Genomic DNA, 15,276 nt, shown 5'->3' with positions numbered 1-15,276 from the left:
TGCAGGCCTGAGCCAGCCTGCGACTTTACCAAACGGGCCCATGGCCATGGAGCCGGGCGCCGCTGAGGGGGTCGAACCAGAGTTCATGCTGCCGCTGCCAGCCCAGGCGCGGTTCCGCCGGCAGCGTCAGATCGGGGTCGCAGAGCACCCGCAGGGGCCCCCAGCGGCTGTCGAGCCAGAGAAGCTGCTGGTGGCTCCACCATTCGCGCCGCAGCAGCCGGGCCGCCACCGGCCCCTCCTCGGCCAGATGCAGATGCTCGGGCCGCAGGCCCAGCTGGCGCCCGGGCGCGATCGTCAGCAGGTTGATCGCCGGCCGTCCCAGGAAGCAGGCCACGAAGCGGTTGGCCGGATCGGCATAGAGCTCCCGCGGGCTGCCCACCTGCTGCAGCCGGCCCCCGTCCAGCAGGGCGATGCGGTCGGCCATGCCCACCGCCTCCTGCTGGTCGTGGGTGACGTAGATCACCGGCTGCTCCCGGCCGCACAGCAGCCGCCGCAGTTCCGGCCGCAGCTCCTCCCGCAGCTGGGCGTCGAGGTTGCTCATCGGCTCATCCAGCAGCATGATCCGCGGCTGGCGCAGCAGGGCCCGGGCCAGGGCCACCCGCTGGCGCTGGCCGCCGGAGAGCTGGGCGGGCCGGCGCTGTCGCAGCTCCTCGAGCTGCAGCATCTCGAGCACGGCCCCGAGGCGCCGCTGGCGCTCGGCGGCGGCCACGCCGCGCACCTTCAGCCCCAGCTCCAGGTTGCCCTCCACGCTCAGGTGGGGGTAGAGGGCGTAGCTCTGGAACACCATCGCCACCTGGCGTTCGCCCGGGCTGAGGGCGCCCAGGTCCTGGCCGTCCAGGAGCACCTGGCCGGCACTGGCGGGATCCAGCCCCGCCACCAGACGCAGGGTGGTGGACTTGCCGCAGCCGCTCGGCCCGAGCAGGGCGAGGCATTCGCCGGGGGCGACGGCCAGGTCGAGCCGGTCCAGCAGCCGGCGCCCCCCCACCTCCCGGCACAGCTGGCGCAATTCCAGACCGGCTCCCGTTCCAGCGTTCATCCCTTCACCGCCCCGCGGGTGAGACCCGAGACGATCGGCCGCTGGGCCAGCAGCACCAGCAGCAGCAGGGGCAGGCTGCCCAGCACCGTGGCGGCGGCGAAGGCGCCGTAGGGAATGGTGAACACCGAGCCGCCGCCGATCCGGGCGATGGCGATCGGCAGGGTGAGCAGGTCGTTGCGGCTGATCCAGGTGAGGGCGATGGCGTACTCGTTCCAGCTGGCCAGGAACACCAGGATGCCCGTGCTGGCCAGGGCCGGCCCCAGCAGGGGCAGCAGCACGTGCCGCAGCCGTTGGCCGAGGCCCAGGCCCTCCAGCCGGGCCGCGTCCTCCAGCTCGCCGGGAAGGTCGGCGAAGGCGGCCCGCAGCAGCAGCACCGCCAGCGGCAGCGACAGGCCCGCGTAAGGCAGGCTCAGGGCCAGCAGGTCATTGGCCAGGCCGAAGCGGCGGGCGATCTCCAGCAGTGCCAGGAACAGCAGCACGGTGGGGAACATCGCCGCTCCCACCAGTCCCAGGCCGACGCCCCAGCGCAGCAGGCCGCGCTGCTGCTGCAGCCCATAGGCGCAGGGCACCGCCAGCAGCAGGGTGAGCAGGGTGGTGGCCAGGGCCACCAGGGTGCTGTTGCCCAGGTAGCGCCAGAAGGGCGGGTCGCCGGAGAGCACCAGCTGGTAGTTGGCCAGCGTCCAGGGGTTCCCCTCCAGCAGCGGCGCCACCAGTGCCTCGGGGCGCAGCAGGGAGGTGCGCAGCTGCCAGAGCAGCGGCCCCAGGCTCCAGAGCAGCACCAGCAGCCTCATGCGACCCGCTCCCGCCGCCACAGCAGCCAGCCGCCACCGAGCAGCACCAGGAGCAGCAGGAAGGTGGCGAGCATCACCGTGGCGGCATAGCCGAAGTCGAGGAAGCGCATGGCATTGAGGTAGGCGTAGAGGGCCAGGCTCTCGGTGCTGCCGGCCGGGCCGCCGCCGCTGAGCACCTGGATCAGGTCGAACACCCCCAGGGCCTGGGCCAGCCGGAACAGCAGGGCCAGGGTCAGGTAGGGCACCAGCAGCGGCAGGGTCAGGCGGCGCAGGATCTGCAGACGGCCGGCGCCCTCCAGCCGCAGGGCTTCCTCCAGATCCTCGGGAATGGTCTGGAGTCCGGCCAGGAGCAGCAGGGCCACGAACGGCAGGGTCTTCCAGACATCCGCCAGGACCACGAAGAACCAGGTGGTGGCAGGGGTGGAGAGGAAGCCGTAGCTGCTGCCGCCAAGGGAGCGGATGGCGGCGTTGAGGGGGCCGTGGGGATCATTGAGGATCCAGCGCCAGCCCAGGGCCATCACGGTGGTGGGCAGGGCCCAGGGCAGCAGGGTCAGGGCCCTGAGGGTCCCCCGGCCCCGCAGGGGGCGATGCAGCAGCAGGGCCAGCCCCAGGCCCCCGGCCAGTTCCAGCGCCACCGAGCAGACGGCGAAGCGCAGCGTCTGGACCGCATCCGTCCAGAAGCGGGCGTCATCGAGCAGCCGCCCCCAGTTGGCGCCCCCGTTCGGTACCGGCTCCATCCCGGTGAGCACCGAACTGGCCTGGAAGCTCAGCCAGCCGTAGCGCAGCAGGGGGTAGACGAACACCGCCGCCAGCAGCAGCAGGGCGGGAGCCATCAGCAGCAGGCTGGCCGCGCGGGGTTTCATCGGTCCACGGCAGGGCGGCCCCCTGCACTCTCGCCTGCAGTGTCGCCGGCCGGTCCCGCCAGCGAGCGCAGCACCTGCAGGCTCTGGCGCTGAGCGGCCGCCATGGTCGGGCCGGGCCCCCCCTGGCCAGTGAGCATGCCGTTCACCTGCCGGGCCAGCAGATCGCTGAGCTGGGCATAGGCCGGCGTGGGTGGACGCAGCTGGGGATGCTGCAGGGCCTGGCGCTGCACCGTCAGCAGCGGGGCACGGCGCTGCAGGTCGGGATCGTCGTAGAGCGTGCTCCAGGTGGGGGCATAGCCCTGCTCGATGGCGAGCTGCCGCTGCACGACCGGACCGGTGAGCCAGCGAATCGCCGCCACAGCCTCCTCCGGGTGGGGGCTGCCCTTGATCAGGGAGAGGCCCCAGGTGCCCAGGGTGCCGCCCCCCTGCTCCCCGGGGGCCCCCACCATCGCCGTGACGCCCACCTTGCCCTTCACCGGGCCTTCGCCCTTCTCGATCTCCCGCCAGGCGTAGGGCCAGTTGCGCAGGAAGGCGGCGTCACCGGCGGCGAAGGACTGCAGGGCGTCGTTCTCGGCGTAGCTGGCCACCGCCGGTGGGCTCACCCCGTCCTGCAGCAGTGCCGCGAGCCACCTCGCCGCCGCCACGGCCTCCGGACTGTCCAGCTCCGTGCGCGCTGTGGAACCGTTCCACCAGCGGGCACCGAAGCCGTGCAGCACCTCCACCATCACGCAGCTCAGCCCCTCGTACTGGCGCCCCTGCCAGAGGTAGCCCCAGCGGACCCTGCCGCGGCGCTGCAGGTCCCGGGAGATCGCCACCAGCTCCTCGGTGTCGCGCGGGGGACGCTCCATCAGATCGGTGCGCCAGTAGAGCAGGCCGGTGTCGCCGGTGAGGGGCATGCGCCAGAGGTGGCCGTCGAGGCCGTTGCCCAGGCGGGCGCCGGGCTCCATCGCCGCCAGCACCTCCGGCCCGAACCAGCGCTCCAGGGGCTCGAACCAGCCGGCGGCCACATAGCGGGCCAGCCAGCTGACATCCACCAGCAGCAGGTCGAAGGGGGCCTCCCCCAGCAGCAGGCTGCCGGTGGCCAGATCGGAGATGGTCTCGGTGTCCAGGGGCCCGCGGATCACCTCCAGGGCAATGCCGGCACCGCTGGCGTTGAACTGGGCCACCGGAGCGGCGACCGCGTCGGCCAGGGGGGCGGGCATCAGCACCCGGATGGTCACCGGCTCGGCGGCCGCCGCCGGGATGCCCGACTGACCCGAGCTGGGCAGCCCGGAGCTGGAGAGGCCGGATGCGGGCAGCAGCACCAGCAGGACCGTGGCCGACAGGAGGGCCAGCAGGGCGTTCGTCAGCAGCTTCGGGAGCGACCGCCACCGCCGCAGACTCGAGAGGGGGGGGCGGGCCGCCATGGGGGCAGGTTAGGCGGGCTGCCCCGCCAGACCCGCCAGACTCGCCGGCCTCAGAGGCCGCGCTGCATCAGCTGTCCCATCAGGTCGGCACTGCGCTGCTGGAAGCCGGCCAGCTGGTTGGGTTCCAGGCCCCCCACGGCCAGGCGTGCCATCTCGTAGACGTGGCGACTCAGATCCTCGGCCAGCTGGAGGCTGGGGGAACTGCCGCCGCCGGTGATCACGGCACCGGAGGAGAGCTTCAGCAGGCCCTCCACAAGGGGATGACGGCGGTTGACCAGCAGCACGTGGTGGTCGGGCAGACCCGGCAGCCGCTGCTCCATCAGGGCCCCCATGTCGTTGAGGCGGCGCATCTGCTCCGGCAGCAGGATCAGGGCGGCCGGGGAACCCTCTCCCTTCAGCGACTGCACCTGGACGGTGATCTTGTCGTTGGCGAGGGCGGCCTTGAACAGACCCCGCAGCTTCTCGCCGTTGTCGACGCCGTCGGCATCCGCCAGCTCGCTCTCCGGCTCATGCAGGCTGTCATCGAGTTCGGCGTCGACCCGCTGGAAGCGGAGGTCGCCGTGGCGGGCCTCCAGCCAGGGGATGAACTGGGAATCGATCAGGGTGTCGGCGAGCAGCACCTCGGCCCCCTGCCCCTTCCAGAGGGCCAGGGCCCCGGCCTGACCTGCCTCATCGGTGCAGTAGAGGATGCGGGTGGCGTTGTCGGCCGGCAGCCGGCCGCGGTAGCCGGCCAGGGTGGTGTACGTGCGGCCGTCGGTGGCGACGGGATCGGGGGCCACCTCCGCCTCCCCCTCCGCCGACGGCTCGCTGGCCGCCGCGGTGGTGCCGAACAGGATCAGGTCGGCCACCTGGTCGGCGAACTTGTCGTCCTCCATGGCGCCGATCTTGATGAAGGGGGCCAGGGAATCCCAGATCTCGGCGTAGCGGGCCGGCTCGTCGCGGTGCAGTTCCTTGAGCCGGTCGCCCACCTTCTTGGCCACGAAGCCACCGATCGAGCGCACCCGGCGGTCGGTCTGCAGGGCACTGCGGCTCACGTTGAGGGGGATGTCGGGCGAATCGATCACGCCGCGCAGGGGCAGCAGGTAGCGGGGCACCACCTCCTTGATCGAATCGCTGACGAACACCTGGTTGCAGTAGAGGCGGATCTCACCCTTCTCCCAGTCGGCCCGGCCGGTGATCCTGGGGAAATAGAGAATGCCCTGCAGGTTGTAGGGGTAGTCGGTGCTGAGATGCACCCAGAGCAGGGGATCTCCCTGGAAGGGGTAGAGATAGCGGTAGAGGGCGATGTAGTCGTCGTCGCCCAGATCCCGGGGGCTCTTGCGCCAGGGGGCCTCCCGTTTGTTGACCGTTTCGCCGTCCAGCTGCACCGCCACCGGCAGGAAGTCGCAGTAGGTGGTGACCAGGGTGCGGATTCGGGAGGGCTCGATGTACTCCAGCTCCTCCTCCATCAGATGCAGGATCACGTCGGTGCCGGGTTCGGACCGTTCCGCCCCTTCAAGACTGAAGTTGGGCGAGCCGTCACAGCTCCAGCGCACCGCCTCGGCCTGGGGCCTGGCGCTGAGGCTGACCAGCTCCACCCGCGAGGCCACCATGAAGCTGGAATAGAAGCCCAGGCCGAAGTGGCCGATGATGGCGTCGCTCTCGCTCTTGTATTTCTCGAGGAAGTCTTCGGCGCTGGAGAAGGCCACCTGGTTGATGTAGCGCTTCACCTCATCGGCGGTCATGCCGATGCCGTTGTCGCTGATGGTGAGGGTCTTGGCTTCCCGGTCGATGCGGATGGAGATCGTTCCCCCATCCCCTTCGCTGCAGTCGCCGGCCATGGCGGCCATGCGCCGCTTGCTGATGGCATCGACGCCGTTGCTCACCAGTTCCCGCAGGAACACCTCATGGCCGGAATAGACGGCCTTCTTGATGATCGGGAAGATGTTCTCGGTGTGGATCTGAATCTGGCCCTGTTCCAGCACCGTCATGGCGAAAGAGAAGAATCGCCCTGAACCTAGGTGGGGGTGCGCGGCGGCTCAAGGCCGGCGAGGGTGGGGTCTCCGAACCAGCGGGCGTCAGCCGCCGGGCTTCTGCAGGTCGGGCCGCTCCTCGGGCAGGATCGCCCCCGCCACCGGACACACCTGCAGGCAGATGCCGCAGTCGATGCAGGTGTCGAAGTCGATCCAGTAGAAGGCCGTGCCCTTGCTGTTCGCACCCGCTCCGGGGTGGATGCAGGCCACCGGGCAGGCGTCGACGCAGTCGGCCACGCCCTCACAGACGTTGGTGACGATCGAATGGGCCATCGACGCGAAAGAGCGAGCGGCCGGATCCTAGGCAGCCAGCCACTGGGCACCGCGGCAGCCCCGTTCCGCCGCCAGCTGGTCCGCCGCCGCCTGGTCGACGCAGGGCTGGGTGCAGAGTTCGGCGGCCTCGCCGCCGCCGTGCAGTTCCGCCATACGGCGCAGGGCCGCCCCGAGGCCGGCGGCGGTGGCGCTGGCCACCAGCCAGGGCCCCGGGGGCTCCACGGCGGCCGTGCCGGACGTCGCCGATTCGAGCAGATCGCGGATGGCCTCCACGTCGAAGCCGAAGCCGGTGCCGGCCGCCTGGGCGGCGTCGCTGCAGAAGCGGCCCACCAGACCGTCGTAGCGGCCGCCGCTGGCGATCGCCACCGGGGCATCGCTGCCCTGACAGACGAGCTTGAACACCAGCCCGTCGTACAGATCGAAGTGGGGCTGGAAGGTGGGATCCAGCTGCACCCGCACCCCGAGGGCGCTGGCCGGCTCCTGGACGCTGGCCAGGGTGGCGGCGAGGGATTCCAGCAGCGGCACCGGTCCGAGCCACTGCTCCAGCTGATAGAGCACCCGCACCGGCTCACCCCGCAGGCCGATCAGGGCCATCAGCCGCTGGCGTTGACTGTCGGGCAGGGAGAGGGCGGCGAGGGCGAGGGGATCGAAGTCGGTGAGGGCATGGCGCGCCGCGGAGCGCTGCTCCGCCGGCACCTGGCTCAGCAGGGCGCTGAGCAGGCCGTGGTGGCCCACCAGCAGGGTGGGGCGGTGCTCGGAGGCAAGCTCCAGGGTCGCCACGGAGGCCAGCAGTAGATGCAGCAGTTCCGTGTCGGCGGCGGGGGAGGGCTCGCCGAGCAGTTCCACCCCGCTCTGCAGCTGTTCGCTGATCCGCTGGCCACCGCCGTCGCCGATGAAGCTGCGGAAGGTGGTGCCGCTGGCCCAGAGCCGCAGGGGGCGGGGGCGGCCGAGCATGCGGGTGCTGGCGGCCCGGGCGATCGGAGCGGTCAGCTCCGGCCGCAGGCCGAGGGGCTCATCGGCCGCCAGCCGCACGAGCTCCCGTTCGGCGATGGCGCCGCCGGCCTCGAGGGTGTCGAGCCGCTCGATCGTGGGCGGTGCCACCTCCTGGTACCCCCAGAGGCGGTACACCGTGGCCAGCAGGTCGCAGAGTCGCCGGTTGCTGTCCACCTGACCCGGGTTGAGGTCCCGGGCGCCGGCGGCAGGTTGGAGGGCCATGGAGGGGAAGGCTCGGGCGGTGGGGTGGGGAGGGGCGGATCCTATGGAGCGTCGGCCGCGCCGCCGGCCGGGTCTCCGGCGGTGGCATCCAGCTCCGGGGCGCCGAAGCTGGCCCCGGTGAGGGGACGGCACTGGGCCAGTCCCTCGATCAGGGGCTGGCGCAGGGAGGGCGTGCAGGCGATCACCCGCCCGTCGGCCAGGTCGAGGGGACCGCCGTCATAGGCGCAGACCTGCCCGCCGGCCTCCTCCACCAGCACCACGCCGGCCACCAGGTCCCAGGGGGAGAGGCCCCGCTCCCAGTAGCCATCGACCCGGCCGGCGGCGACGAAGGCCAGATCGACCGCCGCCGCCCCCGCCCGGCGCACCCCGTGGCTGCGGTGGGTGAACCAGGCGAACTCGGCGTAGTTGTTGTCGAGGCGCCGCACCCGGTCGTACGAGAACCCGGTGGCGAGCAGGGAGTCGGCCAGGGCGCCGCAGTCACTGACGCTCAGCCGTCGGCCGTTGCACCAGGCCCCCCGACCCGGGGCGGCCCAGTAGTGCTCCTCCAGCACCGGCACCTCCAGGGCACCGAGCAGGGGCAGGCCCCGCCAGCTGAGCCCCACGGAGGTGCCGAAGAACGGGAAGCCGTGGGCGTAGTTGGTGGTGCCGTCGAGGGGGTCGACGCACCAGAGCAGATCCCCCTGGCCGGCGAGCTGGCCACTTTCCTCCGCCAGCACGGCCACGGTGGGGCTTCCGGCCGCCAGGACCGCCAGCACGGCCGCCTCGGCCGCCAGATCCGCCTCCGTGACCAGGTTGCCCGCCGTGCCCTTCTCCTTCACCTGCTCCAGCCGGCCGAAGTGGCGCCGGAGTTCACGGCCGCCGGCTTCTGCGGCCTCGCGGGCCACCTGCAGGAGCCGCTCCAGCTCGGGGGCATCAAGGCCGGACCCCTCCAGGGCCCGTTGGCAGAGGGAGCTCATTCGTCGTCCAGGGGCAGGCCGGGACGCACCAGACCACGGCCGAAGAAACGGCCGAACTGGCGGTCGTAGACCTCGTCCTCATCCTGGGTCTCCACCTCCAGGGGGCCGGTGGCCCGGGCCACGCACAGCAGGCCGTAGCCCTCCTCACGCAGCTGCTTGGAGAGGCCGAGGGCCTCCCGCTGGTCGATGCTTCCATCCAGCACCCGCACGGCGCAGGCGGTGCAGCAGCCGTTGCGGCAGCTGAAGGGCAGCGGCTCTCCCTGGGCCTCGAAGCTGCGCAGGATGTACTCCCCTTCCGGAACGTCGAGACGGATGACACGGTTGGCCTGTCGCCAGTGGACCGTGATCGGGTGGGTGCGGGTCATGGGGCGCTGGGGGGCGTGGTGCAGCCCCTGCTACATTGCCATCTGCCCCATTTCGCCGCTGGAGAGGTGGCCGAGTGGTCGAAGGCGCAGCACTGGAAATGCTGTATAGGGGCAACTCTATCGAGGGTTCGAATCCCTCCCTCTCCGTTTGATGAAGCCGGTCCCCAGGACCGGCTTTTTTTTTCGCCCTTCGCGACAGGAGTCGACACAGGAAAATCCCGCCAGCCCTGGCAGCGAGCGGGATGTCTGGGTTGGTTTGCTGATGCCGCCTCCCCGCATCGGGGGTTCAGCCGAAGCGTCCGCTGACGTAGTCGAGGGTCGACTGCTGGCTGGGGGAGTTGAAGATGTTCTCGGTCTCGTTGAATTCCACCAGATAGCCCACCTTGCCGGTGCCACCTTCAACGGCCTCGGCATTGAAAAAGGCTGTCATGTCGGCGACACGCACCGCCTGCTGCATGTTGTGGGTGACGATCATGATCGTGTAGCTGCGCTTCAGTTCGTGCATCGTCTCCTCGATCTTGAGGGTCGAGATCGGATCGAGGGCCGAGCAGGGTTCGTCCATCAGGATCACCTCCGGTTCGGTGGCGATGGCCCGGGCGATGCAGAGGCGCTGCTGCTGGCCGCCGGAGAGGGAGAAACCGCTTTCCTTGAGCTTGTCCTTGCACTCGTCCCAGACGGCCGCCTTGCGCAGGGAACGCTCCACCAATTCGTCCATGTCGCCCTTGTAGCCGTTGATCCGGGCACCGAAGGCGATGTTCTCGTAGATCGACTTGGGGAAGGGATTGGGCTTCTGGAAGACCATGCCGATGCGCCGTCTCACCTCCACCGGATCCACCCGCCTGTCGTAGAGATCGTGCTGATCGAAGATCACCCGGCCCTTGAGGCTGCAGCCTGGAATCAGGTCATTCATGCGGTTGAGGGCCCGCAGCACCGTGCTCTTGCCGCAGCCCGAGGGTCCGATGAAGGCGGTCACCTTGCCCTTGGGCAGATCCATGTAGACGTTCTTGACCGCCTCGAAGCTGCCGTAGGAGATGGTGACGTCCTGCAGGGACATGCAGACGTCGCTGGCCACGGTGGAGGAAGGGGAAGCAGTCATGTCAGGGATGGGGTGAGACGGAGCCGGAGGGGATGGGGAAGGAGAGGACGTCAGGTGCGCGACACCCGGCTGATCCAGCGGGCCAGCAGGTTGGCACCGAGAATCATGATCACCAGCACGAAGGAGGCGGCCCAGGCCAGCTCGTTCTGGGCCTCATAGGGCATGATCGCGAAGTTGAAGATCAGCACCGACATGGTGGCGATCGGATTGAACAGCCCCTCGGGCCAGAAGGGGGAGAACAGGGCGGTGAAGATCAGCGGAGCCGTTTCGCCGGCGGCCCTGGCGATCCCCAGCACCACCCCGGTGGCGATGGGGGTGAAGGCGGCCGGCAGGGTGATCCTGGTGATGGTCACGAAGCGGGAGGCGCCGACGCCGTAAGCCCCCCAGCGCAGTTCCTGCGGCACCAGCAGCAGGCCCTCGTAGGTGGTCTTGATCACGGTGGGAAGCATCAGCACCGAGAGGGCGATGCCGCCGGCCATGGCGCTGAAGCTCTGGTCGAAGAAGATCCGGGTGGCGACGATCAGGGAATAGATGAACACGCCGCAGATGATCGAGGGCACCCCGGCCAGCACGTCATTTCCGAAGCGCACGAAGCGGGAGAACCAGCCGTTCTGGGCGTACTCCGAGAGGTAGACACCGCCGCCCACCCCCACCGGAATGGCGATCAGGGAGGCGATCAGGGTGACGAGGATCGTGCCCAGGATGGCGTTACCGATGCCGCCGCCTTCAAGGCCGGGGGCCGGGGGCAGTTCCGTCAGCAGTTGAAGGCTGAGCAGCCGCCCCCCCTGGAACAAGACGTAGATGATCACCAGGAACAGGGGAATCACCGCGACCACCGCGAAGAATCCCGCGATGGCGGTGGCGATCTGGTTGAAGCGGTTGCGCTTCAGGGACGGGTCGTAATGGAGGGTGAGCCGTTCCGTGAAGTGACGGGTCGTCGGCGGAGTCGAGACGGACATGGCCAGGGAACGTCGTGAACGCGGGTGGGTGGGATCGGAAGGGTTGCGGCTCAGTAGCGCAGGCTCAGGCGCCGCACGATCCACTGGGCCATCACGTTGACGACGAAAGTGAGGATCATCAGCACGACGGCCGCGTACATCAGGGCAGAGACCTGGATGCCATCCGCTTCGCCGAACTGGTTGGCCAGCATCGAGGAAATGGTGTTGCCCGGGGCCAGGAGCGAGACGCTGAAATTAAGGGAGTTGCCGATGATCATCGTCACCGCCATCGTCTCGCCCATGGCCCGGCCGAGGGAGAGCATCACACCGCCCATGATCGAGGAGACGGCGGCCGGCAGGATGACGTTGAAGATGGCGCCCCAGCGGGTGGTGCCCACCCCATAGGCCCCCTGGCGCAGCTCGATCGGCACCTGGTTGAGGGCATCACGGGAGATGGCGGTGATGATCGGCAGCACCATCACCACCAGGATCAGGATCGCCGGCGCCGTGCCGGGACCCTGGGGTGCGGTGGCGAAGAACGGTGTCCAGCCCAGGCTGGAGTGGAGAAAACCAAGGAAGGGGCGGATCGCCGGCTCCATCACGAAGATGGCCCACAGACCGAGCACCACCGAGGGAATGGCGGCAAGCAGTTCCACCATCAGGCCGATCAGATCCCTGACGCCACGGGGGAGCAGGTCCTCGGTGATGAAAATCGCCGTTCCCAGACCGATGGGCACGGCGATGAGCAGGGAGAGGATCGCAGTGACGAGGGTGCCGTAGATGGCGATCAGGGCCCCGTAGTCCTCGTTGACGGGGTCCCAGGCGGAGGTGGTCAGGAACCTGAGGCCGAAGGTGGCCATGGCCTCCTTGGCGCCGCTGAACACCGTCACGAAGATCGCCACAAGGACGATCCCCACCGAGGCGGCCAGCACGAGGGTGAGCTGGCGGAAGCCGATGTCGACCAGCTTCTCCTGGGGTGGCCGCCGTCTGAGGGTGAACGCGTCGGTGGAGGGGGTGCTCCTCATGCAGCAATGATGCCGGTCGGCATGGACGTTGCACCTGATCTCAGCACGAGTTTCAGTCGGCCCGTTTAAGCTCGGTTTAACGGTCGACGGGCTCCGGTAGCGTTGGGCCGCCATCAGGACTTCCATGGGGCGCATCGTCGGCATCGATCTGGGCACCACCAATTCGGTGGTGGCCGTGCTCGAAGGCGGCAGGCCCCAAGTCATCGCCAATGCGGAAGGGGGGCGCACCACCCCTTCGGTGGTGGGGTTCAGCCGTGACCAGGAGCTGCTGGTGGGCCAGCTGGCCCGGCGCCAGTTGGTGCTCAATCCCCGCAACACCTTCGCCAACCTCAAGCGCTTCGTCGGCCGCAGCTGGGACGAACTCGACGAGGGCAGCCTGGGCGTGCCCTACAGCGTGCGCGCCAACGACCAGGGCAACGTCCGCGTAATCTGCCCGGCCACGGAGCGGGAGTACGCCCCCGAGGAGCTGGTGGCCTCGATCCTGCGCAAGCTGGTCGACGACGCCACCACCTACCTGGGCGAAGCGGTGGAGGCGGCCGTGATCACGGTGCCGGCCTACTTCAACGATGCCCAGCGCCAGGCCACCCGCGACGCCGGTCGCCTGGCGGGCATCACGGTGGAGCGGATCCTCAACGAACCCACCGCGGCGGCCCTGGCCTACGGCTTCGATCGCAGCACGGTCAAGCGGGTGCTGGTGTTCGACCTGGGCGGCGGCACCTTCGACGTCTCCGTGCTGCGCATCGCCAACGGCGTCTTCGACGTGATGGCCACCAGCGGCGACACCCAGCTGGGTGGCAATGACTGGGACCGCCGCATCGTCGACTGGGTGGCCGAGGCCTTCCTCGCCGAGCACGGCATCGACCTGCGCCGCGACCGCCAGGCCCTGCAGCGCCTCACCGAGGCCGCCGAGAAGGCCAAGCAGGAGCTCTCGGGCGTGCAGAGCACGCCGCTGTCGCTGCCCTTCATCGCCACCGGACCCGACGGCCCCCTCCACATCGAGACCACCCTGGAGCGGGGCACGTTCGAAGGCCTCTGCCCCGACCTGCTCGACCGGCTGCTGCGCCCGGTCCAGCGGGCCCTGCGGGATTCGGGCCTGAGTGCCGACGCCATCGACGATGTCGTGCTCGTGGGCGGTTCCACCCGCATGCCGATGGTGCAGGAGATGGTGCGCACCCTGATTCCGCGGGAGCCCTGCCAGTCGGTCAACCCCGACGAGGTGGTGGCGATCGGCGCGGCGGTGCAGGCCGGCATCCTCACCGGCGAGCTGCGCGACCTGATGCTCAACGACGTCACCCCCCTCTCCCTCGGGCTGGAGACGATCGGTGGGGTCATGAAGGTGCTGATTCCCCGCAACACCCCGATTCCGGTGCGCAAGTCGGATCTGTTCAGCACCTCGGAGGCCAATCAGTCGTCGGTGGAGATCCATGTGCTGCAGGGGGAGCGGCAGATGGCCGCCGACAACAAGTCCCTCGGCCGCTTCCGCCTCTCCGGCATCCCGCCGGCCCCGCGCGGCGTGCCCCAGGTGCAGGTGTCCTTCGACATCGATGCCAACGGCCTGCTGCAGGTGTCCGCCACCGACCGCACCACCGGGCGCCAGCAGAGCGTCTCGATCCAGGGGGGCTCGAACCTCAGCGAGGAGGAGATCAACAAGCTGCTGGAGGAGGCGGAGCGCAAGTCGGTGGAGGATCGCCGCAAGCGGGCCGTCATCGATCGCCGCAACCGCGCCCAGACCCTGGTGGCCCAGGCCGAGCGGCGGCTGCGGGATGCCGCCCTGGAGCTGGGCCCCGCCGGTGCCGACCGCCAGCAGCGCGCCGTGGAGCTGTCCCTGCGCGATGTGCAGGATGTGCTGGCCCAGGAGGACCCCGCCGACCTCGAGCTGGCCGTGAGCCAGCTGCAGGAGGCCCTGTTCGGCCTCAACAGGCGCCTGCTGGGGGAACGGCGGGCGGAGAGCGGCCCGCTCCAGGGTCTCAAGAACACCCTGGGGTCCCTCAAGGACGAGCTCTTCTCTGACGACGACTGGGACGACTGGGGCGGATCGGGCCGCTCCGACCCCTGGTCGAGCCCGCCCCGGCCGCTGCAGCGGGATCCCTACCCCCTTGGCCGCTTCGCCGAGCGGGAGGCCGGCTATGACGACGACTCCCGCCGCTGGGACAACGGACGCTCCTGGGATCGTCAGGAGTCCTACGACCGTGAGGTCTCCGGCGAACGGCACCGCCCACGCCGCGGCGGCCGCTACGACCAGGACGATCCCTGGGCCGACGGCTGAGGGTCGTGAGCCAGTCCCCCACCTCGAACCCGGTGGCCAGCGCCGCCCGTGATCACTGGGAGGTGCTCGGCCTGGCTCCGGGCGCCGACGCCGCCGGCATCAAGCGGGCCTTCCGCCAGCAGGCCCGCCGCTGGCACCCGGACCTCAACGGCAACGACCCGGTGGCGGAGGCCCGCTTCAAGGAGGTCAATGAGGCCTACGCGGTGCTCTCCGATCCGGTCCGCCGCCGCGCCTGGGAGGCCGGTGAGGGTCAGGACAGCGCCGGGCTCGACAGCGACCCCTTCGCCTCGGGCTTTCCCCGCTTCGAGGACTACCTGGCGGAGCTGTTCGGCCAGGAGCGCCGCAGCCCTCGCGACTGGGAGGAGGAGCCCGTCGAGGAGGAGCCCGCCGCGGCCGGCGAGGTGGCAACGGCGCCGGCCTCACCGCCACCGGTGATGGCCGCCACCGACGAGGAGACCCTCGTGACCCTCACCCCGGAGCAGGCCCTCAGCGGACAGCGGCTGGAGCTGGAGCTGCGCGACGGCACGGTGGTGGAGGTCTGGACGCCGCCTCTGGCGGGCGATGGCTGGCGGCTGCGGCTGGCCGGGGTGGCGGCCGGCGGGGCCGACCACTTCCTGCAGCTGCGGGTGCGCACCGAGGAGGGCCTGCGCATCGACGGCCTTCGGGTGCATTACCAGCTCGATCTCCACCCCGCCGATGCCGCCCTCGGCTGCCAGGCGGTGGTGCCCACCCTGGAGGGCCCCGTGCGGCTGCGGGTGCCGCCCGGATCCTCCAGCGGCCGGCTGCTGCGGCTGCGGCAGCGGGGGCAGCGCCACGGGGACCAGCGGGGCGACCAGCTGGTGGAGGTGAGGATCCTCGTTCCGGAGCGGCCGACGGAGGCGGAGGAGGCCCTGTTCCGGCGCCTGCGGGAGCTGGACCGGGAGCAGAACGGCCCCAGGGACGGGGACTGAACCGCCCATCGACCGCCAACGGATGAGACACTGGCCTGCGCCCCACCCCTGACGATGTGACAGACGGCGGTCTCCCACCCAACC

14 protein-coding genes and 1 tRNA gene are annotated in these 15,276 nt (G+C 70.2%); 3 read left to right on the top strand and 12 right to left on the bottom strand.

Annotation, left to right across the window (positions count from 1 at the left end):
• Positions 1 to 25: 25 nt before the first annotated feature.
• The 9 genes from KUG39_RS09350 to KUG39_RS09310 form a co-directional block, all read right to left on the bottom strand.
• Positions 26 to 1,036 carry an ABC transporter ATP-binding protein gene (locus KUG39_RS09350; protein ID WP_216914709.1) on the bottom strand — a complete coding sequence of 337 codons (1,011 nt, stop codon included), beginning with the start codon at positions 1,034 to 1,036 and terminating at the stop codon, positions 26 to 28.
• Positions 1,033 to 1,827: a carbohydrate ABC transporter permease gene (locus KUG39_RS09345; RefSeq protein WP_190609483.1), complete on the bottom strand. Its 795-nt coding sequence runs from the start codon at positions 1,825 to 1,827 to the stop codon at positions 1,033 to 1,035. The genes KUG39_RS09350 and KUG39_RS09345 overlap by 4 nt, the downstream gene beginning before the upstream one ends.
• Positions 1,824 to 2,690, bottom strand: coding sequence for a carbohydrate ABC transporter permease (locus KUG39_RS09340; RefSeq protein ID WP_216914707.1), 867 nt, complete (start codon positions 2,688 to 2,690; stop codon positions 1,824 to 1,826). Before KUG39_RS09340 ends, KUG39_RS09345 begins: the two co-directional genes overlap by 4 nt.
• On the bottom strand, positions 2,687 to 4,096 hold the full coding sequence (locus KUG39_RS09335) for an extracellular solute-binding protein (protein ID WP_216914705.1): 1,410 nt from the start codon (positions 4,094 to 4,096) through the stop codon (positions 2,687 to 2,689). The genes KUG39_RS09340 and KUG39_RS09335 overlap by 4 nt, the downstream gene beginning before the upstream one ends.
• 50 nt (positions 4,097 to 4,146) lie before the next feature.
• Positions 4,147 to 6,066, bottom strand: coding sequence for a molecular chaperone HtpG (gene htpG, locus KUG39_RS09330; RefSeq protein ID WP_216914703.1), 1,920 nt, complete (start codon positions 6,064 to 6,066; stop codon positions 4,147 to 4,149).
• Between the two features lie 87 nt (positions 6,067 to 6,153).
• Positions 6,154 to 6,381 carry a ferredoxin family protein gene (locus tag KUG39_RS09325; protein ID WP_015108256.1) on the bottom strand — a complete coding sequence of 76 codons (228 nt, stop codon included), beginning with the start codon at positions 6,379 to 6,381 and terminating at the stop codon, positions 6,154 to 6,156.
• 27 nt (positions 6,382 to 6,408) lie between these two features.
• Positions 6,409 to 7,596, bottom strand: a complete 1,188-nt coding sequence (locus KUG39_RS09320; protein WP_216914701.1) for an ATP phosphoribosyltransferase regulatory subunit — start codon at positions 7,594 to 7,596, stop codon at positions 6,409 to 6,411.
• A gap of 41 nt (positions 7,597 to 7,637) precedes the next feature.
• Positions 7,638 to 8,552 carry an inositol monophosphatase family protein gene (locus tag KUG39_RS09315; protein WP_190609474.1) on the bottom strand — a complete coding sequence of 305 codons (915 nt, stop codon included), beginning with the start codon at positions 8,550 to 8,552 and terminating at the stop codon, positions 7,638 to 7,640.
• The gene (locus tag KUG39_RS09310; protein WP_190609472.1) at positions 8,549 to 8,917 is read right to left on the bottom strand and encodes a 2Fe-2S iron-sulfur cluster-binding protein; all 369 of its coding nucleotides are present in this window, start codon (positions 8,915 to 8,917) and stop codon (positions 8,549 to 8,551) included. Before KUG39_RS09310 ends, KUG39_RS09315 begins: the two co-directional genes overlap by 4 nt.
• 60 nt (positions 8,918 to 8,977) lie before the next feature.
• On the opposite strand from KUG39_RS09310, the gene KUG39_RS09305 reads away from it, so the two are divergent.
• Positions 8,978 to 9,064: transfer RNA gene (locus tag KUG39_RS09305), tRNA-Ser, on the top strand.
• Between the two features lie 139 nt (positions 9,065 to 9,203).
• Here KUG39_RS09305 and pstB read toward each other — a convergent pair.
• Genes pstB through pstC form a run of 3 tightly spaced genes read right to left on the bottom strand, consistent with a single transcriptional unit; the run spans position 9,204 to position 11,976 of the window.
• On the bottom strand, positions 9,204 to 10,013 hold the full coding sequence (gene pstB, locus KUG39_RS09300; RefSeq protein WP_094584610.1) for a phosphate ABC transporter ATP-binding protein PstB: 810 nt from the start codon (positions 10,011 to 10,013) through the stop codon (positions 9,204 to 9,206).
• Positions 10,014 to 10,063: 50 nt separating this feature from the next.
• A complete protein-coding gene (gene pstA, locus KUG39_RS09295) occupies positions 10,064 to 10,972 on the bottom strand; it encodes a phosphate ABC transporter permease PstA (protein WP_216914697.1) in 909 nt (302 codons plus the stop codon).
• Positions 10,973 to 11,022: 50 nt separating this feature from the next.
• Entirely contained in the window at positions 11,023 to 11,976 is a 954-nt protein-coding gene (pstC, locus tag KUG39_RS09290) for a phosphate ABC transporter permease subunit PstC (protein ID WP_216914695.1), read from the bottom strand.
• A 124-nt stretch (positions 11,977 to 12,100) separates the two neighbouring features.
• Here pstC and dnaK point away from each other — a divergent pair, with 124 nt between their 5' ends.
• Together dnaK and KUG39_RS09280 are read left to right on the top strand one after the other, a co-directional pair.
• Positions 12,101 to 14,242 (top strand): molecular chaperone DnaK, encoded by a 2,142-nt coding sequence (gene dnaK / locus KUG39_RS09285; protein WP_216914693.1) that lies wholly within the window; start codon positions 12,101 to 12,103, stop codon positions 14,240 to 14,242.
• A gap of 5 nt (positions 14,243 to 14,247) precedes the next feature.
• Complete coding sequence (locus tag KUG39_RS09280; RefSeq protein ID WP_216914691.1) at positions 14,248 to 15,192, top strand: DnaJ domain-containing protein; 945 nt, start codon at positions 14,248 to 14,250, stop codon at positions 15,190 to 15,192.
• Positions 15,193 to 15,276 lie beyond the last annotated feature (84 nt).

The organism is Synechococcus sp. CCAP 1479/10, from assembly GCF_019038515.1.
Lineage (GTDB): Bacteria > Cyanobacteriota > Cyanobacteriia > PCC-6307 > Cyanobiaceae > Cyanobium.
This window is presented reverse-complemented; position numbering and strand designations above follow the sequence as displayed.